The following is a 21308-nucleotide window of genomic DNA, read 5'->3' as shown; positions in this document are numbered from 1 at the left end:
ACGGGGGCGGCGCTCCTGCGCGTGGCCGCGCAGATCGCCCCGCCCGCCGTCCCGTGATTTAGAGCGCGTTCAGCAGGCCGGTGGTGGGCCAGGCATCGGCGGGCAGGCCGAGGCGCGCCTGTTCGGCCTGCACCGCGGCGCGGGTTTTGGCGCCCAGGATGCCGTCGATACCGCCCACGTCGTGGCCGCGATTGGTCAGCTTCTGTTGCAGCTGTTTCATCTGCGCGCCGCTGAGGCCGGGTGTCGCGTTGCCGGCGTCATAGACCTGTGCCCCTTCCAGCCTTGTGGCGAAATAGGCCGCGGTGGTCACGTAGACGAAGCTTTTGTTCCATTCGAAATAGATCGAGAAATTCGGGTAGGCGAGGAAGGCCGGGCCGTTCCGACCCATGGGCAGCAGGACCGAGGCCTGCAGGTTGCCTTTGCCCAGCTTGCCGCTGCGCGGTTTGATGCCCAGCTTGGCCCAGTCAGAGACTTTGCGCGTGTGGTTCAGGCCCGTTTTGGACCAGTCGAGGGTGCCGGGCACCACAATTTCCTGCAGCCAGGGTTCGTTGGCGCGCCAGCCCAGATCCTGCAGCATCGCGGCGCCCGAATTCAGCGCGTCGGGGGGCGAGGTTTTCAGGCTGACCTTTCCGTCGCCATCGCCATCCACGCCGTTTTCCAGGATGTCGCCGGGCAGCATCTGCACCATGCCGATCTCGCCCGCCCAGGCGCCGGTTGTGCGGGCGGGGTCGAACTCGCCGCGTTCATAAAGCTCAAGCGCCGCAAAGACCTGGGGGCGGAAGAGGTCGGGCCGGCGGCAATCATGCGACAGGGTGACCAGCGAGTTGAGCGTGTTGAAATCACCCTGCACCGCGCCGTAATCGGTTTCCAGCGCCCAGAAGGCCAGCAGCACACCCCGCGACACGCCGTAATCTCGTTCGATCCGGTCGAAAACCGCGGCCCATTTCTGAGCATTGCGGCGGCCATTGTCGATGCGGTTCTGGCTGATGATGCGGCGCGAGAAGGTGACGAAATCGAGCTGAAACACGCCCTGGGCGCGGTCGGCCTTGATGGTACGCGGGTCCTGGCGCACGCCGTTGAAAAAGGCGTTCACGGTTTTCTTGGCGTGACCTTTGGCGATGGCCTCGGACTTGAGCCCGTTGACGAAGCTGGAAAACGTGCCGCCGCATTGGGCCAATGCGGGCAGCGGGGCCAGGGCGAGCCCGGCGATAAAGGGTAAAACGAAACGCATTGGTTCCTCCGAAAAAATATCGGGGGAACCTTATCAGGTGGCCGGTTTCAGGCAACCGGTCAGGCGGCCATCATCCGTTCACGACCATGCGGTTCGGCCCAGTTGATCTCAGGGTTAATCGGGACGATCCGGTGCGGGTTGATGCTTTCATGGCTGTAGTGGTAGTGGCGCACGATGTGATCGAAGTTCACCGTCTGTGCGATGCCGGGCATCTGGTAGAGCTCGCGGGTATAGGCCCAAAGGTTTGGGAAATCGACCAGCCGGTTGCGGTTGCATTTGAAATGCAGGTGATAGACCGGGTCGAACCGTACAAGCGTGGGGAACAGGCGCCAGTCCGCCTCGGTCAGGCGGTCGCCCATCAGATAGCGGCGGTGCGACAGGCGGTCTTCGAGCCAGTCCATCGTGTCAAAAAGGGCCGTGACGGCTTCGTCATACGCCGATTGCGAGGTGGCAAACCCGCTTTTGTACACACCGTTGTTGAACGTGTCGTAGATGCGGGCGTTCACCTCTTCGATCTCGTCGCGCAGGATTTCGGGCCAGAAATCCAACGTGTTCCCGGTCAGCCCGTCAAAGGCAGAATTGAACATGCGGATGATCTCGGACGATTCGTTCGAGACGATGGTTTTGCGGGCCTTGTCCCAGAGGACCGGGACGGTGACGCGGGTAGTGACGTCGTGTTGGGCTTTGACATAAATGTCACTAAGTAGCGGCTTTTTATAGAGACGATCCCCGGTGGCGCCGGGGTAATCGGGGTTCAGCTCCCAACCTTTGTCGAGCATGTCGGGATGCACAACTGACACATCGATATGGTTTGTCAGGCCCTTCAATGCGCGGAAGATCAGCGTGCGGTGCGCCCAGGGGCAGGCATAGCTGACATAGAGATGATAGCGGTCACTTTCGGCAGGAAACTCGGTGCCGTCCGGGGTGATCCAATTGCGAAACTGCGCCTCGGTACGTTTGAAGTGCCCGCCGGTCGACTTGGTGTCGTACCAGCGATCTTGCCATTTTCCGTCGATCAGCAGACCCATTTTGTCCTCTTTCAAAAGCCTGACGCAGAGGTAAGAGATTCTCAAAAATGCACATAGTGGTGAATATCGCGCATGTATTGTTCATTTTTGCTGTTTCAAAAAAATGCGTGTTCATATGGAGTTAACCTTGACCCGTGCAACATCGTTCATACCCTTGAGGCAGAAGGAGAGCCGCGATGTCGGAGTTTTTGCCAAAAGAAGTGCGTGAGGGGCTGGAGAAGGCCCGGAAGGAAGCGATGCTGAAGAAGAACCGCCTGCGCGTACAGGTGGGTGAGCACAGCTATCGGATTTTGCGCCTTTGGCATGACGGGTTCGCGCTGGATTCCGATGATACGCCGATGTTTCGCGGTTTGGTCGATATCTATGACGGTGGTCGGCATATTTACCAGGCGCTAATTGTGGCATCTGCCGAAGAGAACGGCGAACGGGTGTTCGAGTTCAAGCGGAACACCGCTGCGCTGGACAAGGCTCCGCTGGATTTTGAACGGGACGAGAACGCCCCGATCGCGCTTTTGCCGCACTGATCACTTGTGTTGATGGCCGCCCCTGACCGGGCGCGCCCACCCGCCCACCCCGCACCCGGTCAGGGGCGGGCTTGCGAGCTATTGCAAGTCGCTGAAAGCTGACTGCAGGCGGGTAAGGGCCTCGTCAATCCGCGCACGCGGTGTGCCGAGGTTGAAGCGCAGGAAAGTTTCACCACCCGATCCCAGTGAGTGGCCCGGCGTTGTGCCGATGCGCGCGGTATCGGCGACGCGCGAAGCAAACTCGGCCCGTTCCATCCCGGTTCCGGCGAAATCGACCCAGGCGAGATAGGTGGACTGCATCGGCATGGCCTTGAGGCCCGGAATGGCGTCGATGCGGTTGATGAAATGCGAGGCGTTTTCTTCAAGGTATTGGTTCAGCGCGTCGACCCATTCGGCGCCTTCGGTGCTGTAGGCCGCTTGCGACAGCCGCACACCATGCAGGTTGGGGCTCATGTCCAGGGCCGTGTACAGTGCGCCGTACTTGGCGCGCAGCGATGGGTTGGGGATGGCGACCAGCCCGGTGCGGGCCCCGGCGATGTTGAATGTCTTTGAGGCCGAGGTCATCATGATCAGCCGATCTTCCAGCTGAGGGGCGGCGACATGAAGGGGAAGGTGCTTTTGACCGGGAAAAGTCAGGTCGTGATGGATCTCGTCCGAGACCACCAGCAAGTCATGTTTCACCACGAAATCGGCGAAGGCGTCAATCTCGGCCTGAGTCCAGACCCGGCCCGCAGGGTTATGCGGCGAGCAGAACAACACCATCTTTTCGCGGCCTGACATCAGCGTGTCGTAGTGATCAAAATCCATCCGGTAGAGACCGTTTTCGTCGGTTTGCAACGGCAATTCGCGGACCACGCGACCGCCTTTGGTGATCCTGCGGGCAAACTCGTGATAGACTGGCGTAAAGGTCACGATCTCGTCGCCGGGCTCGGTCAGGGATTGCAGCGCCAGCCCGATGCCGTTGCCCAGCCCGAAGGTAACGAACAGCCAGGATGGATCCATCGCCCAGCCGTGGCGGGTTTGCATCCACCACGCGGCGGCGTCGAAATAGGCATCGACCCCGGTGAAATAGCCGTAATTGGCCTGATCCAGCAGTTGTTGCGTGGCGGCCTGCAGGAAATCGGGCGCGCGGAAATCCATGTCGGCCACCCACATGGCAATGCCATCCTCGGCCGAGACGCCGATGGATTTCTCCATACCGTCCCATTTGCTGGAATTTGTGCCGCGGCGGTCGATGATCTCGTCGAAATTCATTGGTAGCCCTGTTGGTTTTTCTTTTCCCAGAAGAGGTATGAGATGATCAGGTTGGGTTCAATGCCCCCGTTGCGCCTTGGGCGAGCTTGGACTACATCCAAGCCATGACGATACGTCCGATTTTGATACATCCCGACCCGCGCCTGAAGAAACCGGCAGACCCGATTGCGACATTTGACGATGCGCTGCGGGTGCTGGCCGATGACATGCTGGAAACCATGTATGACGCGCCGGGTATCGGGCTGGCAGCGCCGCAGATCGGCGTGATGCAGCGCATTCTGGTGATGGATTGCGTGAAAGAGGAAGGTGAAGAGCCGCAGCCGATGGTTCTGATCAACCCGCGGGTCACATGGGAGTCCGAGGCGCGGAACGTGTATGAAGAGGGCTGTTTGTCGATCCCCGATCAATATGCCGAGGTGGAGCGTCCTTCAGAGGTTAAAGTCAGTTGGCAGGACCTGTCCGGCGCGACGCAGGAACAAGCGTTTGACGGGCTGTGGGCGACCTGCGTGCAGCACGAGATCGACCATCTGGATGGCAAACTGTTCATCGACTACTTGAAACCGCTCAAGCGCCAGATGATCACCCGCAAGATGCAGAAACTGAAACGCGAGCGGGCGCGGGCGTGACGGTCAGGCCCTTTGTTCCGTGGCCGGACAAGCGGTTGCGCACCGCCGCCGCGCCGGTCGAGGCCGTGACGGATGAACACCGTGCCATTTGGGACGACATGATCGAGACGATGGATGCGATGCCCGGCTATGGGCTGGGCGCGCCGCAGATCGGGGTGATGGAACGGTTGGCGGTTGTGGATTGTTCCGATAATCGGGGGCAGGCGGTGTGCCTGGCCAATCCGGAAATCCTTCACGCCTCGGTCAAGTTCCGGATGCATGAAGAGGCCTCGCCCAACCTGCCCGGCGTTTCGGCCGCGATTGAGCGCCCGCGTGCGGTCACGGTCCGGTTCCTGAACCGCGACGGCGCGGTGGAAGAGCGTGATTTCGTCGACCTGTGGGCGACATCCGTGCAGCATCAGATCGACCACCTGAATGGCAAGATGTATTTCGACCACCTGTCGCGGTTGAAACGCGACCGCCTGCTGAAGCGGGCCGAGAAATTGCGGAGGGGCTGATGCGCGTTGTCTTCATGGGAACCCCCGATTTCTCGGTGCCGGTGCTGGAGGCGCTGGTGGAGGCCGGGCACGAGGTCTGTGCCGTCTATTGCCAGCCGCCCCGCCCGGCGGGCCGCGGCAAGAAGGACCGGCCCAGCCCGGTGCAGGCGCAGGCCGAGGCGCTGGGCCTGGCGGTGCGCCACCCGGTGTCGTTGAAATCACCGCAGGCGCAGGCGGAGTTTGCGGCGCTGGGGGCCGATATCGCCGTGGTGGTCGCCTATGGTCTGATCCTGCCGCAGGCGGTTCTGGACGCGCCGCGCCATGGCTGCCTGAACATCCACGCCTCGCTTTTGCCGCGCTGGCGCGGGGCGGCGCCGATCCACCGGGCGATCATGGCGGGCGATGCCGAGACCGGCATTTGCATCATGCAGATGGAGGCGGGTCTGGATACCGGCCCCGTGCTGCTGCGCGAGGCGACGCGGATTGGCGCCGAGGAAACCACCGGCCAGCTGCACAACCGTCTGTCCGCGATGGGCGCGGCGCTGATCGTGCAGGCGCTTGCCAAGCTGCCGACGCTGACGCCCGAGGTCCAGCCCGAGGATGGCGTGACCTATGCCACCAAGATCGACAAGGGCGAGGCGCGCGTCGACTGGACCCGCCCCGCGGTTGAGGTGGATCGTCTGATCCGCGGCTTGTCGCCCTTTCCCGGCGCCTGGGTGGACCATGCGGGCGGGCGGCTGAAACTGTTGGCCGCGCGTTTGGCCGACGCTTCCGGCGTGCCGGGGCAGGTTTTGTCAAACGATCCGCTGACAATTGCGTGCGGCACCGGCGCGGTGGAGCTGATCCGACTGCAAAAAGCTGGCAAGGGCGCGCAGGATGCGGCTACATTCCTGCGGGGCACGGCCCTGCCCATTGGCACTCAGCTCTAGGATTCGCCCGATGTTTTTCATGTTCAGCCTGATCGGCACATTCTTTATCGCGGGGCTGGTGGGCTATATCTCGGAACATACCGGATGGACGCATAACGGCTATCTGCCCTCGATGATCATCTGCATCGGCGGGGCGTTTGTGTTCTTTTTCGTCGGCGCGATGTTCGGGGTCAGCTTCGGCTCGCCGGGTGTGAATGCGATCTTGTCGTCGATCGGGGCGCTGGTGATTGTGCCCACGCATTGGCGCAAGTGATCAGCCGCGCGGCCCGTCCCTGGGCGGGCGCGATTTATAGGCCGGCAAAGACCAGCCAAACAGCATGCTGCCCGACCGCAGCAGAAACGTGACCCCCGCGCAGATCAGCAACGCCAACGGCCCCGACTGCCCCAGATAAAGCGCCAGCGCAGCCGCGATCCCGCCGGCAAAGGCGGCGGTCACGTAAAGCTCGCCCTTGCGCAGGACCAGAGGCACCTCGTTGCAGACCACGTCGCGCATCAGCCCGCCGAAACAGCCCGTCACGATCCCCATCATCACCACCACTGCCGGCCCGTGGTTCAGCGTTATCGCCACGTTCACGCCCGCCGGTACCGCCACGGCCAAAGCCGCCGCGTCCAGCCACAGGATGGCGCGATAACGGCTTTCCAACAGATGCGCGGTGACAAAGACCAACAAAGCGCCGACGGCGATCACGCCGATATAGATGGGATCAACCACCCAAAAGACGGGCACCCGGCCAAGGAACAAATCGCGCAGCGTGCCACCGCCCACAGCCGTCAGCGCGGCGATGAAAATGAAGCCGACAATGTCCAGCTGCGCCCGGCTGGCTGTCAGCGCCCCGGTCAACGCAAAGACAAACACCGCCGCCAGGTCCAGCGCGACGGTCAGCGTCACGAGGCCGCCTTGGCCGGCTTAAACGGCGCCATACCTTCGCGCGCCAGCTCATCGGCGCGTTCGTTTTCCGGGTGGCCGGCATGGCCCTTGACCCATTCCCAGGTGACCGTGTGGCGGGCTTGCGCGTCATCCAGACGCTGCCACAGCTCGACATTTTTCACCGGTTTCTTGGATGCGGTTTTCCAGCCGTTGCGCTTCCAGCCATGGATCCAGCCGGTCACGCCGTTTTTGACATAAGCACTGTCGGTCACAACGGTGATGGCGCTGGGCCGGGTCAGGCTTTCCAGCGCGGATATCGCCGCCATCAGCTCCATCCGGTTATTGGTGGTCGCGGCCTCACCGCCGTTCAGCGTGCGCTCCTTAACCACCGCGTCGCCATCCTTGGCCAGCAGCAAAACGCCCCAGCCGCCCGGCCCCGGATTTCCCGAACACGCCCCATCGGTATAGGCGTAAAGGTCCGCCATCACGCGCGCTCCAACGCCAAACGGCCGGCAAGCAGGGCAAAGACCGCCGCAAAGCCCCGGCTGAGCCAGCGCATCGCAGTTTGCGAGGCCAATAGGCGCGTGCGGGCCGTGGCGGCGAACAGGCCGTAAAGAACAAAAATCCCAAAGGTCAGCGCCATAAACACCCCGCCCAACAGCGCCATTTCCGAGGTCGCCCGCGCCGCGTCACCGCTGAGGAACGGCGGCAGCAGGGCCAGGAAAAACACCGACAATTTCGGGTTCAGAATGTTGATCAGCGCGGCACGCCGAGCAATGCGCCAGCCCCCCTCGGCCTGCGGACGGTCGTCGATCCGCAACACTCCACCCTCGCGCAGGGCCTGCCATGCGAGGTACAGCAGATAGGCCACCCCGGCGAATTTGACGATCTGGAACAACAGCGCGCTGGCATGCAGCACGGCGGCCAGCCCAAGGGCGGCGGCCAGCAGATGCGGCACAATCCCGAAGGTGCAGCCCAACGCGGCCCAGATCGCGGCGCGCCGTCCCTGGCCCAGGGCCACGGCCAGCGTATAAACCACGCCGGTGCCGGGGATCAGCACAACGACCAAAGCGGTCAGCAGGAATTGGGTCGAGATCATGCGGGGGCCTCGTCGATGTTGGAATGCGCCGTCAGCAGGATAAAGTCGGACACCTCGCCCGACAATCCCGCCTCGCTGCCGGTGCGGGCGTGGATCGGGGTAAACCCGGCGTGGGTCAGCAAACCGGACAGCTCGTCCTGACCGTAATAGGTGTAAAACCGGCCCAGCCTGTCGCGACCCTCGCCCGTGCCCAGTTTCAGGCCCAGCAGGATATAGCCCCCCGGTTTTACCGCCCGTTTGATCCGGGCCAGATGGCTGGGAAACTCGGCGCGGGTGGCGTGCAGCAGGCTGAAATGCGCCCAGATACCGTCATAGAGCGCCTCGGCATTCAGCGCCTCGAAGGGTTCCACGCGCACGTCGATGCCGAATTTTTCCATGGCCGTCGCCGCCATCTGGGGCGAGGCATCGGTGGCGTCGACATTCAGCCCCGCATCGCGAAACGCGGCCGCCCAATGGCCCGGCCCGCAGCCATAGTCCAACACCCGGCCACCGGGGGGCATGAAACCAACGAACCGGTCAAACTCGGCATTGCGGCGCGCGCCGTCGGCGGCGAATTTGTTGGCATAGGTTCCGGCGGCCGAGGCGTAGACCGCGAGGGTCTCGTCATCGCTCATGCCGGTTCGCGCAGCACGCGCGGCACTTTGAATTCAACGTTTTCCTGCGCGGTTTCCACCATTTCCAGCGTCACGTCGAAACGCGCGCGGAAGGCGTCGATCACCTCGTTCACCAACACCTCGGGCGCCGAGGCCCCGGCGGTGATGCCGACCGAGGTGATGCCGTCCAGCGCGCGCCAGTCGATGTTGTCAGCCCGCTGCACCAGTTGCGCATAGTTGCAGCCGGCCGCCGCGCCAACCTCGACCAGGCGTTTGGAGTTCGACGAGTTCGGCGCGCCGATCACAAGCAAGGCGTCGGCCTTGGGCGCGATGGCCTTGACGGCGGCTTGGCGGTTGGTGGTGGCGTAGCAGATATCTTCCTTATGCGGGCCAACGATGGCCGGGAACCGCGCCTGCAGGGCGGTCACGATATCGGCGGTGTCATCCACCGACAGGGTGGTCTGCGTAATAAAGGCCAGCTTGGCGGGGTCGCGCACCTTCAGGCCAGCGACATCGGCGACGGTTTCAACCAACAGCACCTCGCCATCAGGCAACTGCCCCATGGTGCCGATGGTCTCTGGGTGGCCCGCATGGCCGATCATCACCATTTGCAAACCGTTTGCGGCGTGACGCTCGGCCTCGATATGCACTTTGCTGACCAGGGGGCAGGTGGCGTCAACAAACACCATCTGGCGGCGCGCCGCCTCGGCCGGTACCGCCTTGGGCACGCCGTGGGCGGAAAAGATCACCGGGCGGTCATCGGGGCAATCTTCAAGCTCTTCAACAAAGACCGCGCCCTTGTCGCGCAGCCCGTCGACGACAAACTTGTTGTGGACAATCTCGTGGCGCACATAGACTGGCGCCCCCCATTTTTGCAGGGCCATCTCGACGATCTTGATGGCGCGGTCAACGCCGGCGCAGAACCCGCGCGGGGCGGCAAGGTAAAGGGTGAGGGCAGGCTTGGTCATGAGGACACAGGTAGTTCCATGTGCCCCGCAGGTCCAGCCCCCTCAAGCTGCGGCAAAACAGTTTCACCACCCGCGTTCAGGCGGGTGATGCGGTCAGCTGTCTTCGCGCACCAGTTCTTGGCCATTGTCGCGCGGTTCGCGCGGAGGGCGGCCAACAACGTCGCGCAGCTCGTCCAGTTCGATGAAATTGTCGGCCTGGCGGCGCAGTTCGTCGGCAATCATCGGCGGCTGGCTGCGGATGGTTGATACAACAGATACGCGCACGCCCTGACGCTGCAGGCTTTCGACCAGCGGGCGGAAATCGCCATCGCCTGAGAACAACACGATATGGTCAACATGCGGCGCAAGCTCTAATGCATTGACCGTCAGTTCAATATCCATATTGCCTTTGACCTTACGGCGGCCCTGGCTGTCGGTGTATTCCTTGGCGGGCTTTGTCACCATGGTGAAGCCGTTGTAATGCAGCCAGTCGACCAGCGGACGGATCGGCGAATACTCGTCATTCTCCAGCAACGCAGTGTAATAGAACGCGCGCAGAAGTTTGCCACGGTGCATAAATTCCTGCCGCAGCAACTTATAGTCGATATCAAACCCCAGCGCCTTGGCGGCGGCGTACAGATTGGAGCCGTCGATGAACAGCGCGAGCCGTTCGTCTCGATAGAACATCAAATTTCCTTTCGACAATACGGTCTGCAAGTGTGAGTGGTGGACAAAAGCGCCTATTGGCGTGCAGAACGTCGCATGGAGGTAAGTTATACACAGTCATGTCGCAAGCCCAAGCACCCGATTCCAGCTTCATAAAAGCGTCATTTAGCGATAAAGCGGCCATTGCTATGGGTGCTAACGTAGCGTCACTTTATGGAACTCCCCAGCAGACGATGCGCGCCGCTCTGACCCATTTGGCGAATGATTCGGTAAAGATTTCGTCCGTAAGCGGATTTTACGCGACGCCGTGCTTTCCACCCGGGGCAGGACCCGACTATGTGAACGCCGCAGTGATGGTTGAAACAAAATATTCAGCGACAGAATTGTTGAACCACGTTCACCACGTCGAAGCTTATTTTGGCCGTGAACGGGTGCAACGTTGGGCGTCACGGACGCTGGATATGGACCTGCTGTTTCTGGGCAGTCAAGTCGCGCCGGATTTGGCGGGGTTTCAAGAATGGCACGATCTTGATCCCGGGTTGCAGGCGACACGTGCTCCCGACAAGCTGATTCTTCCCCATCCCCGCATCCAGGATCGCGCGTTTGTCCTTGTTCCATTGGCCGAGATAGCACCGGATTGGTCCCATCCGGTGTCCGGATTGACGGTTTCGCAGATGCTGGAGGCGCTTTCTGAAAAAGATCGCGCCGAAATCTCGCTTTTGCCGGGCTAAATCGGAACCGGGGCTTGTCAACCCTAGGCGAAGGAAATAAGTAGTCCTTTCTAGTTTTCCTGTTGGATTGGAGATCTCAATGGCCCGCGTGACGGTTGAAGATTGCGTTGACAAGGTTCCGAACCGGTTCGAGCTGGTGATGCTTGCCGCCCACCGTGCGCGCGAGATCTCGGCAGGTTCGCCCCTGACGGTGGATCGCGACAACGACAAAAACCCGGTCGTTTCGCTGCGCGAGATCGCAGAAGAGACCCAGCAGGCCGACGATCTGCGTGAGCGTCTGATTGAAAGCAACCAGACCCAGATCGAGGTGGACGAGCCGGAAGAAGATTCCATGGCTTTGCTGATGGGCAGCGAGGCCGACAAGCCGGCACAGGACGACATGTCCGAAGAGAAACTGCTGCGCGCCCTGATGGAAGCCCAGGGCCAGCGCTAAGCCACAACCGAAACGGACCAGGAGCGTATGCAGAGGATCACCGTCGACGACCTGATTTCTCTGGTTCGCACCTATAATCCGAAAACCAACGAAGAACTGATCCGGCAGGCGTTCGACTATGGCGAGCGCATGCACGAGGGTCAGTTTCGCCACTCTGGCGACCCGTATTTCACGCATCCCGTCGCGGTCGCCGCGATCCTGACCGAGATGCGGTTGGACGACGCCACCATCATCACCGCGCTGCTGCACGACACGATAGAAGACACCAAATCGACCTACGGCGAGATTGCCAATCGGTTCGGTGACGAGGTTGCGCAGCTAGTCGATGGTGTGACCAAGCTGACCAATCTGCAGCTCAGTTCGACCGAGACCAAGCAGGCCGAAAACTTCCGCAAGCTGTTCATGGCGATGTCCAAAGACTTGCGCGTGATCCTGGTCAAGCTGGCTGACCGCCTGCACAACATGCGCACCATCCGGTCGATGCGTCCCGAAAAGCAGGCCCAGAAGGCCCGCGAAACGATGGATATCTTCGCGCCGCTGGCCGGTCGTATGGGCATGCAGTGGATGCGTGAAGAGCTGGAAGACCTGGCCTTTCGCGTGCTGAACCCCGAAGGGCGCAGCTCGATCATCCGGCGGTTTATCACGCTGCAGCGCGAAACCGGCGACGTGGTGCACCAGATCACACAGGACATCCGCACCGAGCTGGACCGTGAAGGCATCGACGCCGACGTATTCGGCCGCGCCAAGAAACCTTATTCGATCTGGCGCAAGATGCAGGAGAAGAACCAGGGTTTCTCGCGCCTGTCCGATATCTATGGGTTCCGCGTGATCACCCAGTCTGATGCCGATTGCTATCGCGTGCTGGGCGCGATCCACCGGCGGTGGCGGGCTGTGCCCGGGCGGTTCAAGGATTACATCAGTCAGCCGAAATCGAACGGCTATCGCTCGATCCACGCGACGGTGTCGGGCCGCGATGGCAAGCGGGTCGAGGTGCAGATCCGCACCCGCCAGATGCACGAGGTGGCCGAGGCCGGTGTGGCGGCGCATTGGTCCTATCGCGACGGTGTGCGGGCCGAGAACCCCTTTGCCGTGGACCCGGCAAAATGGCTGGCCAGCCTCAACGAACGTTTCAGCGGCGCCGACGATCACGACGAATTCCTCGAAAACGTCAAGCTCGAGATGTATTCGGATCAGGTGTTCTGCTTCACGCCCAAGGGTGACGTGGTCAAGCTGCCCAAGGGTGCGACGCCGCTGGACTATGCCTATTCGATCCACACCCGCATCGGCGACAGCTGCGTGGGCGCCAAGGTTGACAATATCCGCGTGCCGCTTTGGACGCGGCTGAAAAACGGTCAGTCGGTCGAGATCATCACCGCCGAAGGCCAGACCCCGCAGGCCACCTGGGTGGATATCGTTGTCACGGGGCGCGCCAAGGCCGCGATCCGCAAGTCGCTGCGCGAGGAAGACCGCGAACGGTTCATCCGGCTGGGGCGCGAACTGGCCCGCGTGGCGTTTGAACATGTGGGTAAGAAATCCACCGACAAGGCGCTTAAAACTGCTGCTGACAAACTGGCGCTGGAAGGTGCCGACGAAGTGCTTGCCCGGCTGGGCAGTGCCGAGCTCAGGGCGCAGGACGTTTTGGACGTTCTGTATCCCAATCTGGCCGAGAAGTCTGGCGAGGCAATCGATGCTGAACGAGCTGTCGTTGGCCTGTCGTCCGACCAGAATTTCAGCCGCGCGCAGTGCTGTCAGCCGGTGCCCGGAGAGCGGATCGTTGGCATCACCTATCGCGGGCGCGGCGTGGTGGTGCACGCCATCGACTGCCCCGCGTTGGCCGAACTGGAAAGCACACCAGAGCGTTGGATCGATTTGGCCTGGCACACGGGGCGCCACAAGGCAGCCTATGCAGTGACGCTCAGCATCACGATTTCCAACGACGCAGGTGTACTGGGACGAATCTGCACATTGATCGGCGAGCAAAAGGCGAATATTGCAGACATGCATTTCACCGACAAAAAGCATGATTTCTTCAAGTTGCTGGTCGATATCGAACTGCGGGATGTCGAACATCTGCACGCGGTCATGACCGCTCTCGAGGCGGACAGCAACGTCGCTGATCTGTTCCGCTACAACGACATAGGGCGCAAACCCTAAGTTACCAAAGGACCAGGGGCTTGGTTTTCAAACGGCGTGAAAAACGCAGTGCATGGCAGATCGCCGCAGATTTTCTGTGGCCGCGGGGCGGCTGGGGCCGCGCCTTTCAGTATCTGCGTCACCGCGTCCGACGGTTGCCGGACAGCCCCGAACGCATTGCGCGCGGTGTCTTTGCGGGCGTTTTTACGACCTTCACACCGTTTTATGGCCTGCATTTTGTCATTGCTGCGCTGATTGCGCGCCTGATGAACGGCAACATCCTGGCTGCGCTGGCGTCGACGTTTTTTGGTAACCCGCTGACCTATATCCCCATTGGTGTCATTTCGTTGAAAGTGGGTCACTTCCTGCGTGGCACCGAAGCGCGGCAAGAGGTTGACGGCACGTTGGTCGAAACCTTTTTTGGTGCCGCGGCCGATCTCTGGCGCAACCTGATTGCGCTGTTCACCGATCGCGAGGCGCATTGGGATAACCTGGCCGTGTTCTATGACGAGGTGTTTCTGCCCTACCTTGTCGGTGGGATCGCGCCGGGGATCGTGGCGGCCCTTGTCGCCTATTACCTGTCGTTGCCAGTTGTCACCGCCTATCAAAAACATCGCACGGCGCGCATACAGAAAAAGCTTGAACTTGAGCGTCAGGCAAAGCTTGCTGAACAGCAGGACGACGCCGGGTAATTCATCGACAGGAGATTAAGATGCTGGCCACCAAACCTCATGTGCGGCTGGGTGTGAACATTGATCATGTGGCCACCGTGCGCAACGCCCGCGGCAGTGCCTATCCCGACCCGATCCGGGCCGCGATCATGGCCGAAGAGGCGGGTGCGGATGGCATTACGGCGCATCTGCGCGAGGACCGCCGCCATATCTCGGACGCCGATATCGAGGGGTTGATGGAGGCGCTGAAAGGCCCGCTGAACTTTGAAATGGCAGCAACGGCCGAGATGCAGGAAATTGCCTTGCGCCACAAACCGCATGCCGTTTGCATCGTGCCCGAAAAGCGCGAGGAACGCACGACCGAGGGCGGTCTGGATGTGGCGCAGGACGAAAACCGGCTGGCACATTTCATCGCGCCGCTGCGCGAAGCGGGTTGCCGGGTGTCGATCTTTATTGCCGCCGACGCGCGCCAGATCGAGGCCGCCAATCGCATCGGTGCACAAGTTGTTGAACTGCATACCGGTGGGTATTGTGACGCGCAGGCCGAAGGTCGTGACGCGGACATGCAGACTGAACTGACCGCGCTGCGCGAGATGGCAAGCTTTGCCCATTCGCTGGGGCTGGAAGTGCATGCGGGCCACGGGCTGACCTATGACAATGTTGGCCCCGTGGCGGCCTTTCCCGAGCTGGTGGAACTGAATATCGGCCATTTCCTGATCGGCGAGGCCATCTTTCGCGGCCTCACCCCCGCCATCGCCGAAATGCGCCGTTTGATTGACGAGGCCCGAACATGAACGATCTTCCCCTGAAATCCGGCCGGTTCCTGTTGGTCTTCATCGGCTCCACCATTGCGGTTGCAGTGGCTTTGATGGCGATCGAGGCGGCGACCGGCACCAACATCCGCAACGCCGGCATGTCGTTGATCCCGTACTTTGTCGCCGCCTCGGTCGAGGGGCAGCGGCACGCACGCAAATCCGATGTTCAACCCGAAAACGGTACGATCTGGCGCGGGTCGGTTGTCATGGGGCTACTTGGTATCGCGGGCAGTTTCATCCTTGCTTTGCCCTTCATTGCCAACCCGCTGGGACGCAGCCTTCTGGCCAACACCAACCCTTTGCTGTTGCTGGCGCTGGTGCTGGGCTTTGCCGGATTGGGTGTTTTGATGAGCCGCCTGTTCTGGGGCATTGGCTATAAATCGGAACGTCGAAACCAGGCGAAGAAGGCGAAACGCTGATGCCGGGGGTCGAGCTGGTTCTGGTCTGGATCGGCTGGGTTGTGGCCGGTGGGTCACCCGGCCCGGCGACCTTGGGCATTGCAGGCACGTCCATGCAGGGCGGGCGGCGCAACGGGGTGTATTTTGCGCTGGGCATTCTTGCCGGCAGCGCCAGCTGGGGCATAGCCGCGGCCCTGGGGATGAGCACGCTGATGCTGGCCCATGCCTGGCTTTTCGCTGCAGTGAAATACGCAGGCGCCGCGTATCTTTTGTTCCTGGCAGTGAAATCCCTGCGCTCGGCCATGACCACGAAACCGATGTTCGAAGGTCGCGCCCAAACCGGCACGCCCGTGGCGATCTTCACCAAGGGCGCGCTGATCCACCTGACCAACCCCAAGGCGATCCTCAGCTGGGGAGCGATCTATGCGCTGGTCTTACCGCCCGATGCCGGCATGGCGCAGGTCTTTGGCCTGTTTGCCTATCTCTTTGCCGGGTCGATCCTGGTGTTCATCGGCTATGCCTTCCTGTTTTCCACCGGCGGGGTTGTGCGCCTTTACGCCGCCGCGCGCCGGTGGTTCGAGGGTGCCTTTGCCCTGCTCTTTGGGGCGGCCAGCCTGAAGATTTTGACGGTGCGCGCCGAATGATCCTGGGCATTGGCACGGACCTTGCGAATATCGAACGCATCCAGGGCACGCTGGACCGGTTTGGTGACCGGTTCCGTAACCGCGTTTTTACCGAGCGTGAACAGCGCAAGGCCGAACACCGCGCCGACACTGCGGGCACCTATGCCAAGCGCTGGGCCGCGAAAGAGGCATGCTCCAAAGCGCTGGGTACCGGCCTGCGCATGGGGATCTCGTGGAAAGATATGGCCGTTAGCAACCTGGAAACCGGACAGCCGATAATGCATGTCACCGGCTGGGCTGCGGAACGGCTGGCTGAGATGACGCCCCCCGGGCACACAGCCATCATCCACGTCACCCTGACCGATGACCATCCATGGGCGCAGGCCTTCGTGGTGATCGAGGCCCGACCGGTGGGTTGACTTGGCCCCAAAGGCCGCTCATGTAGCTTTGGAACAAATTCAGGCAGGAAGTCATTTCATGGCGAGTACGGACAAGGCCGAGGGCGGCATTGTAGATACGATCAAACAAGTCTTCTATGCACTTTTGATCGCAGGAATATTCCGCGCGTTTTTCTTTCAGCCTTTTTGGATTCCGTCGGGATCCATGAAAGACACACTGCTGATCGGTGATTTTCTGTTCGTGAACAAGATGGCCTATGGTTATTCGCAATATTCCTGCGAAATCCCTCTGGTCAATGTCAGCTTCTGCCCCTTCGTCAAAGGACGTGTCCTGTCCAGCGAACCCGAGGTGGGTGACGTTGTGGTGTTTAAACACCCGACTTCGAAGGTTGACTACATTAAGCGCCTGATCGGCAAACCCGGCGACAAAATCCAAATGATCGACGGGGTGCTGCATATCAATGGTACAGCGCTTAAGACCGAGCCAGATGGCTTTTTCGAGGAGATCTCGAGGGCACAGGGACCGCAGCGTTCCCCGGTTCGCTGTTTCGACAACATTCCTGTTGGCGACGGCGCGATTTGTCAAAAAGAGAAGTTCATCGAGACCCTGCCCAACGGGGTCGAACACTCAATTCTGAACATCGTGAACCAGCCGTCAGACAATACGCAGGTATTCACCGTTCCGGCCCAGCATTACTTTTTCATGGGGGACAATCGCGACAATTCCACCGACAGCCGGTTCTCGCAACTGGGCGGTGGCGTCGGCTACGCGCACGAAGATCTGCTGATAGGCCGTGCCGATCGCGTCATGTTCTCGTCTGCCGGCAAGTCGCTGTTCTATTTCTGGACGTGGCGCGGTGACCGGTTCTTCAAAAAGATCGAGTGACAAAAGCCAGGGCAGGTTTCGGTGACGAATAGCCACAAAAAGAGCCGCTGGATCTGGCCGGTTGCAACCGCAGGTATGCTGTTTCTGGTGTCCGTCCTTTCCCTGCGCGCTTTCTATGAACCGTTCTGGATTCCTTCGGCTTCCATGGTCCCAAGTCTGCGCGTCGGGGATTACTTGATCGTATCGCGTCACAACAAAGGTCCGCTGGAACGCGGTGAAATTGTTGTTTTTCAGCATCCGACCCGGGGCGGCGAGTGGATCAAACGGATCATCGCGTTGGAAGGTGACAGCGTCCAAATTGTGGATGGGGCGGTGATCCTAAATGGCGCACCACTTGCTTATGAACCCAAGGATGACTTTGTCAGGGCCTTCCGGCGGCACGATTTGTCGGGCGGGATGCCTATGTGCGGGCAGGTTAACGGTCAAAACTGCATTACTCCGGCAAGCATAGAAATTCTGCCAAGCGGTAAATCCCATCTGATCCTGGATGCGCGTGACAGTTCGCTGGACAACACGGCGGTTTACAAGGTTCCGTCGGGCCACATGTTTCTGCTGGGTGATCATCGCGACAACAGCCTCGACAGCCGGGTGGCTGTTGGCGCGGGTGGTTTGGGCTTCGTGCCGACTGCAAACGTGACCGGGCGTAAGCCGTTTCTAATCTTTTCCTCGTCGGGTATGGTGTTGTTCAATCCATTTTCCTGGCGCCGCGATCGGTATCTCCAAGCGATTCAATGAAGTTGTCAAACGAACTCAAAGCCTTCGAAGAACGGTTGGGACACCGGTTCAAACGGCCTGATTTACTGGTGCGCGCGGTGACGCACAGCTCGATCTCGTCGGCCACGCGCCCCGATAACCAACGGCTGGAATTTCTGGGCGACCGTGTGCTGGGGCTGGTGATGTCCGAGGCGCTGCTGGCCGCCGACACCGACGCGGCCGAGGGGCAGCTGGCGCCGCGGTTCAACGCGCTGGTTCGCAAGGAAACCTGCGCCGATGTGGCCCGGCAGATCGACCTTGGTGCGGTGCTGAAACTGGGCCGGTCCGAGATGATGTCGGGTGGGCGCCGCAAAGAGGCGTTGTTGGGCGACGCGATGGAGGCGGTGATTGCCGCCGTTTACAAAGACGCCGGGTTCGGTGTGGCGCAAAAGCTGGTTCTGCGGCTGTGGGGCGACCGGATCGCAACAGTTAAGGCCGACGCGCGCGACGCCAAGACCTCGTTGCAGGAATGGGCGCAGGCCCGTGGCCAGAAGCCGCCCAAATACGTGCAGATCAGCCGCTCGGGCCCTGACCATGCCCCGGTGTTCACCATCGAGGTTCAGCTGGAAAGCGGCGAGATGGCGCAGGCAACCGCCGGATCGAAACGACAGGCAGAACAGACCGCCGCGCAATCCCTGCTGCAGACCCTTGGCGCATAGCGCTGGCCACAGCGCGCGCGATCCGTTAAAGGGGGCGGATCATTCAATCAGGGTATATCCATAGATGACAACTCGGGCCGGTTTCGTCGCTTTGATCGGCGAGCCCAATGCGGGCAAATCCACGCTTTTGAACCGGATGGTCGGGGCAAAGGTTTCGATCGTGACGCACAAGGTTCAGACGACACGCGCGCGTATTCGCGGCGTGGCGATGCAAGGGGATGCGCAGATCGTGTTTGTCGACACGCCGGGCCTTTTCCGCCCACGCCGGCGGCTGGACCGTGCGATGGTCGCGGCGGCCTGGGGCGGGGCGGCGGATGCCGATATCGTGGTGCTGATGATCGAGGCGCATCGCGGCCTGACCGACGGTGTGCGCGCCATTTTGGATTCGATGAACGAACGCACGGCAGCCGGGCAAAAGGTGGCGCTGGCCATTAACAAAATCGACCGGGTCAAGGCCGAGGTGCTGCTGGCACTGTCGGCCGAACTGAACGAAGCGCATGAGTTTGCCGAGACCTTCATGATCTCGGCCGAGCGCGGGCACGGGGTGGAAGATCTGAAAGCCTGGCTGGCTGGTGAATTGCCGGAAGGGCCGTACCTGTACCCCGAGGATCAGATCGCCGATCTGCCGATGCGCATGATCGCCGCCGAGATGACGCGCGAGAAACTGACCCTGCGCCTGCATCAGGAACTGCCCTATCAGCTGACGGTGGAAACCGAAAGTTGGGAGGAGCGCAAGGATGGCAGCGCGCGGATCGATCAGGTGATCTATGTGGCGCGCGACGGGCATAAGGGCATCGTTCTGGGCCATAAGGGCGAGACAATCAAAGCGGTCAGCACCGCCGCGCGGGCTGAGTTGGAAGAGTTCCTGGGCCGTCGTGTGCACCTGTTCCTGCAGGTCAAGGTGCGGCCCGGCTGGCTGGAAGAGGCTGAGCGCTATTCAGAGATCGGGTTGGATTTCAAAGATGGCGCCTGAGGCGCGTCTGACCACCGAGTTCTGGGTGCAGGCCTATCTGACCCGGCTGCGGCTGTCGGATATTCCGGCCTTTGTCACGGCCAAGGGTGACCTGTCTGCCGGCGCGGTTCTGGTGAAACTGAACCGGCTGGATGGCAGCGCGCAGGCGATGCAGCGGTCGTTTGATCTGATGTCAGGCGAACGCGCCTGGGTGACGCTGGCCGATGGCCCCGAGGCAGAGGTGGACGCGGCCCTGGCCCGCCAGCGCGATTTTGACCCCGACCTGTGGGTGATCGAGGTGGAAGACCGCGCCGGGCGGCATTTGCTGGACGAACCCGGCTTGTCCTAGGCATTTGGGTGCTTGAGAAGCCCGGCCACCGCGCAGATAGTGGAATTCATGGAGTGGCGCGATGAAGGGTCGGTACTAGCAGTCCGCCCGCATGGAGAACATGCGGCGATTGTCGAACTGTTTACCGCCGAACATGGCCGCCACGTGGGCGTGGTGCGTGGTGGGGCCAGCCGCAAGATGGCCCCGATCCTGCAACCCGGTGCGCAGGTTCAGGCGACGTGGAAGGCGCGCCTTGAAGACCATATGGGAGCATTCACCATCGAGCCGCTGCGCAGCCGTGCGGGCGACGTGTTGGGCGATCGTCTTGCGCTGTCGGGGCTGAACGCGATTTGCGCGCTGCTGAGCTTTTCGTTGCCCGAGCGTGAGGCGCACCCGGCGCTATATCAACGCACGCAGGTTCTGTTGGATCTGTTGCCCCATCCCGACGCCTGGCCGTTGGCCTATTTGCGCTGGGAGGTGGCCTTGCTGGACGAGCTCGGCTTTGGGCTGGACCTGACCCGCTGCGCTGTAACGGGCAGCCTGGATGATCTGGCCTATGTCTCGCCGAAAACCGGCCGTGCGGTCAGTGCCGAAGGAGCCGGGAAGTGGGCGGATCGCCTGCTGCCACTGCCGTACTGTCTGTTGGGGCAAGGGCCTGTGGAAGCCTCGCAAATTGTTGAGGGCCTGACCACGACGGGGCATTTCCTGCGTGTCTGGCTGGCGCCGTCATTGGGGAACCGGCCCCTGCCTGAGGCGCGGGCACGGCTTTTTGACCAGCTGCAGCGTTATTCCTGAGCGGTGAAAACCATCTGGCGGCCCGCGTCGTTGGAAAGGATCAGCAGATCACCGCTCCATTCCGACAGGGTCATTTCGGAGAGAGTGGCAAAAAAATCCTGTTCCTCACGCAAACCGTCACAAGCTCGGCGGGTAGCGGCGATCCGGCCGGTGGCAAACCATGGATAAGGTACAGTGATGTTACCGGAGAAGCTGTTGCAGGGTGCACGCCCGTTGAACGTGCCGCCGGGTTCAAGAGTGATTGTCGTTAGAGCATTGAAAGGGGCGTCGTCGATTTCGGAAAGGGAAAACGTGACGCCTGTCGGCGCGTAAGCCGTCAGCGTTTCGTCACCCGCGCAAGCGGCCACGGGCAATAGCAGGGCAAAGATCCATTTCATGCGGATAGTGTTTCACCGCAAGCCGTGCCGCTCAACCCTGCTGTTGCAAAGCGGCGCGCCTTGCGGCGCATTTTATTTGTCTCGCCTTGCGCTTGCGCGCGCGGCTCGGGTGGGG

Annotated in this window: 29 protein-coding genes; 19 read left to right on the top strand and 10 right to left on the bottom strand. The window is 61.3% G+C overall.

The window, feature by feature from the left end:
* Positions 1–58: 58 nt before the first annotated feature.
* Both ACMU_RS00215 and ACMU_RS00210 read right to left on the bottom strand, forming a co-directional pair.
* Positions 59–1231 (bottom strand): lytic murein transglycosylase, encoded by a 1173-nt coding sequence (locus tag ACMU_RS00215; protein ID WP_035255071.1) that lies wholly within the window; start codon positions 1229–1231, stop codon positions 59–61.
* Between the two features lie 59 nt (positions 1232–1290).
* Complete coding sequence (locus ACMU_RS00210) at positions 1291–2259, bottom strand: glutathione S-transferase family protein (protein ID WP_035255952.1); 969 nt, start codon at positions 2257–2259, stop codon at positions 1291–1293.
* A 176-nt stretch (positions 2260–2435) separates the two neighbouring features.
* Between ACMU_RS00210 and ACMU_RS00205 the strand changes: the two genes are divergently transcribed.
* Entirely contained in the window at positions 2436–2783 is a 348-nt protein-coding gene (locus ACMU_RS00205; RefSeq protein WP_035255068.1) for a hypothetical protein, read from the top strand.
* A 78-nt stretch (positions 2784–2861) separates the two neighbouring features.
* Here ACMU_RS00205 and ACMU_RS00200 read toward each other — a convergent pair whose 3' ends face one another.
* Positions 2862–4037: a MalY/PatB family protein gene (locus tag ACMU_RS00200; protein WP_035255065.1), complete on the bottom strand. Its 1176-nt coding sequence runs from the start codon at positions 4035–4037 to the stop codon at positions 2862–2864.
* Between the two features lie 104 nt (positions 4038–4141).
* On the opposite strand from ACMU_RS00200, the gene def (ACMU_RS00195) reads away from it, so the two are divergent.
* From def (ACMU_RS00195) to ACMU_RS00180, 4 genes are read left to right on the top strand one after another with little or no spacing between them, the layout of a single operon-like run.
* Complete coding sequence (gene def, locus ACMU_RS00195) at positions 4142–4663, top strand: peptide deformylase (protein WP_035255062.1); 522 nt, start codon at positions 4142–4144, stop codon at positions 4661–4663.
* Positions 4660–5160, top strand: coding sequence for a peptide deformylase (gene def / locus ACMU_RS00190; protein ID WP_035255058.1), 501 nt, complete (start codon positions 4660–4662; stop codon positions 5158–5160). The genes def (ACMU_RS00195) and def (ACMU_RS00190) overlap by 4 nt, the downstream gene beginning before the upstream one ends.
* Positions 5160–6068, top strand: a complete 909-nt coding sequence (fmt, locus tag ACMU_RS00185; RefSeq protein WP_035255056.1) for a methionyl-tRNA formyltransferase — start codon at positions 5160–5162, stop codon at positions 6066–6068. Before def (ACMU_RS00190) ends, fmt begins: the two co-directional genes overlap by 1 nt.
* 19 nt (positions 6069–6087) lie before the next feature.
* Positions 6088–6321 (top strand): hypothetical protein, encoded by a 234-nt coding sequence (locus ACMU_RS00180; RefSeq protein WP_081805366.1) that lies wholly within the window; start codon positions 6088–6090, stop codon positions 6319–6321.
* Here the strand turns inward: ACMU_RS00180 and ACMU_RS00175 are convergent, their stop codons facing one another.
* The 6 genes from ACMU_RS00175 to ACMU_RS00150 all read right to left on the bottom strand — a co-directional run bounded on the left by ACMU_RS00175 (position 6322) and on the right by ACMU_RS00150 (position 10262).
* Complete coding sequence (locus ACMU_RS00175) at positions 6322–6957, bottom strand: trimeric intracellular cation channel family protein (protein ID WP_035255051.1); 636 nt, start codon at positions 6955–6957, stop codon at positions 6322–6324. It abuts the gene before it with no gap.
* The gene (gene rnhA, locus ACMU_RS00170; protein WP_035255049.1) at positions 6954–7421 is read right to left on the bottom strand and encodes a ribonuclease HI; all 468 of its coding nucleotides are present in this window, start codon (positions 7419–7421) and stop codon (positions 6954–6956) included. The genes ACMU_RS00175 and rnhA overlap by 4 nt, the downstream gene beginning before the upstream one ends.
* A complete protein-coding gene (locus tag ACMU_RS00165; protein ID WP_035255047.1) occupies positions 7421–8035 on the bottom strand; it encodes a LysE family translocator in 615 nt (204 codons plus the stop codon). Before ACMU_RS00165 ends, rnhA begins: the two co-directional genes overlap by 1 nt.
* A complete protein-coding gene (locus ACMU_RS00160) occupies positions 8032–8649 on the bottom strand; it encodes a class I SAM-dependent methyltransferase (protein ID WP_035255045.1) in 618 nt (205 codons plus the stop codon). The genes ACMU_RS00165 and ACMU_RS00160 overlap by 4 nt, the downstream gene beginning before the upstream one ends.
* A complete protein-coding gene (ispH, locus tag ACMU_RS00155; RefSeq protein ID WP_035255043.1) occupies positions 8646–9596 on the bottom strand; it encodes a 4-hydroxy-3-methylbut-2-enyl diphosphate reductase in 951 nt (316 codons plus the stop codon). Before ispH ends, ACMU_RS00160 begins: the two co-directional genes overlap by 4 nt.
* A gap of 93 nt (positions 9597–9689) precedes the next feature.
* Positions 9690–10262, bottom strand: a complete 573-nt coding sequence (locus ACMU_RS00150; RefSeq protein WP_035255041.1) for a LabA-like NYN domain-containing protein — start codon at positions 10260–10262, stop codon at positions 9690–9692.
* A gap of 98 nt (positions 10263–10360) precedes the next feature.
* Here ACMU_RS00150 and folK point away from each other — a divergent pair, with 98 nt between their 5' ends.
* From folK to recO, 14 genes are all read left to right on the top strand, one after another.
* Complete coding sequence (folK, locus tag ACMU_RS00145; protein WP_081805329.1) at positions 10361–10972, top strand: 2-amino-4-hydroxy-6-hydroxymethyldihydropteridine diphosphokinase; 612 nt, start codon at positions 10361–10363, stop codon at positions 10970–10972.
* 79 nt (positions 10973–11051) lie between these two features.
* Positions 11052–11405 (top strand): DNA-directed RNA polymerase subunit omega, encoded by a 354-nt coding sequence (gene rpoZ, locus ACMU_RS00140; RefSeq protein ID WP_035255037.1) that lies wholly within the window; start codon positions 11052–11054, stop codon positions 11403–11405.
* A 27-nt stretch (positions 11406–11432) separates the two neighbouring features.
* A complete protein-coding gene (locus tag ACMU_RS00135; protein ID WP_035255035.1) occupies positions 11433–13559 on the top strand; it encodes a RelA/SpoT family protein in 2127 nt (708 codons plus the stop codon).
* A gap of 20 nt (positions 13560–13579) precedes the next feature.
* Complete coding sequence (locus ACMU_RS00130) at positions 13580–14230, top strand: DUF2062 domain-containing protein (protein ID WP_035255034.1); 651 nt, start codon at positions 13580–13582, stop codon at positions 14228–14230.
* A gap of 20 nt (positions 14231–14250) precedes the next feature.
* Positions 14251–15003 carry a pyridoxine 5'-phosphate synthase gene (locus ACMU_RS00125; RefSeq protein ID WP_035255032.1) on the top strand — a complete coding sequence of 251 codons (753 nt, stop codon included), beginning with the start codon at positions 14251–14253 and terminating at the stop codon, positions 15001–15003.
* Complete coding sequence (locus ACMU_RS00120; RefSeq protein ID WP_035255031.1) at positions 15000–15443, top strand: ABZJ_00895 family protein; 444 nt, start codon at positions 15000–15002, stop codon at positions 15441–15443. Before ACMU_RS00125 ends, ACMU_RS00120 begins: the two co-directional genes overlap by 4 nt.
* Complete coding sequence (locus ACMU_RS00115; protein ID WP_035255029.1) at positions 15443–16066, top strand: LysE family translocator; 624 nt, start codon at positions 15443–15445, stop codon at positions 16064–16066. The genes ACMU_RS00120 and ACMU_RS00115 overlap by 1 nt, the downstream gene beginning before the upstream one ends.
* Entirely contained in the window at positions 16063–16464 is a 402-nt protein-coding gene (acpS, locus tag ACMU_RS00110; RefSeq protein WP_035255027.1) for a holo-ACP synthase, read from the top strand. Before ACMU_RS00115 ends, acpS begins: the two co-directional genes overlap by 4 nt.
* A 58-nt stretch (positions 16465–16522) precedes the next feature.
* Complete coding sequence (gene lepB / locus ACMU_RS00105; protein ID WP_035255025.1) at positions 16523–17329, top strand: signal peptidase I; 807 nt, start codon at positions 16523–16525, stop codon at positions 17327–17329.
* Between the two features lie 21 nt (positions 17330–17350).
* Positions 17351–18064 carry a signal peptidase I gene (lepB, locus tag ACMU_RS00100; RefSeq protein ID WP_161635599.1) on the top strand — a complete coding sequence of 238 codons (714 nt, stop codon included), beginning with the start codon at positions 17351–17353 and terminating at the stop codon, positions 18062–18064.
* On the top strand, positions 18061–18741 hold the full coding sequence (gene rnc, locus ACMU_RS00095) for a ribonuclease III (RefSeq protein ID WP_035255023.1): 681 nt from the start codon (positions 18061–18063) through the stop codon (positions 18739–18741). Before lepB (ACMU_RS00100) ends, rnc begins: the two co-directional genes overlap by 4 nt.
* 64 nt (positions 18742–18805) lie before the next feature.
* Positions 18806–19714 (top strand): GTPase Era, encoded by a 909-nt coding sequence (gene era / locus ACMU_RS00090; protein ID WP_035255020.1) that lies wholly within the window; start codon positions 18806–18808, stop codon positions 19712–19714.
* On the top strand, positions 19704–20042 hold the full coding sequence (locus tag ACMU_RS00085) for a DUF1491 family protein (RefSeq protein WP_035255017.1): 339 nt from the start codon (positions 19704–19706) through the stop codon (positions 20040–20042). Before era ends, ACMU_RS00085 begins: the two co-directional genes overlap by 11 nt.
* 48 nt (positions 20043–20090) lie before the next feature.
* Positions 20091–20816 carry a DNA repair protein RecO gene (recO, locus tag ACMU_RS00080; RefSeq protein WP_035255950.1) on the top strand — a complete coding sequence of 242 codons (726 nt, stop codon included), beginning with the start codon at positions 20091–20093 and terminating at the stop codon, positions 20814–20816.
* Here the strand turns inward: recO and ACMU_RS00075 are convergent.
* Positions 20807–21193: an META domain-containing protein gene (locus ACMU_RS00075; RefSeq protein WP_035255014.1), complete on the bottom strand. Its 387-nt coding sequence runs from the start codon at positions 21191–21193 to the stop codon at positions 20807–20809. The two genes, recO and ACMU_RS00075, sit on opposite strands and share 10 nt — an antisense overlap.
* Positions 21194–21308: the final 115 nt, after the last annotated feature.

The sequence above is a fragment of the Actibacterium mucosum KCTC 23349 genome (genome assembly GCF_000647975.1).
Classification (GTDB): Bacteria; Pseudomonadota; Alphaproteobacteria; order Rhodobacterales; family Rhodobacteraceae; genus Actibacterium; species Actibacterium mucosum.
Note: the sequence above shows the minus strand (reverse complement) of the source record. Positions and strands in the feature narration are given on the sequence as shown.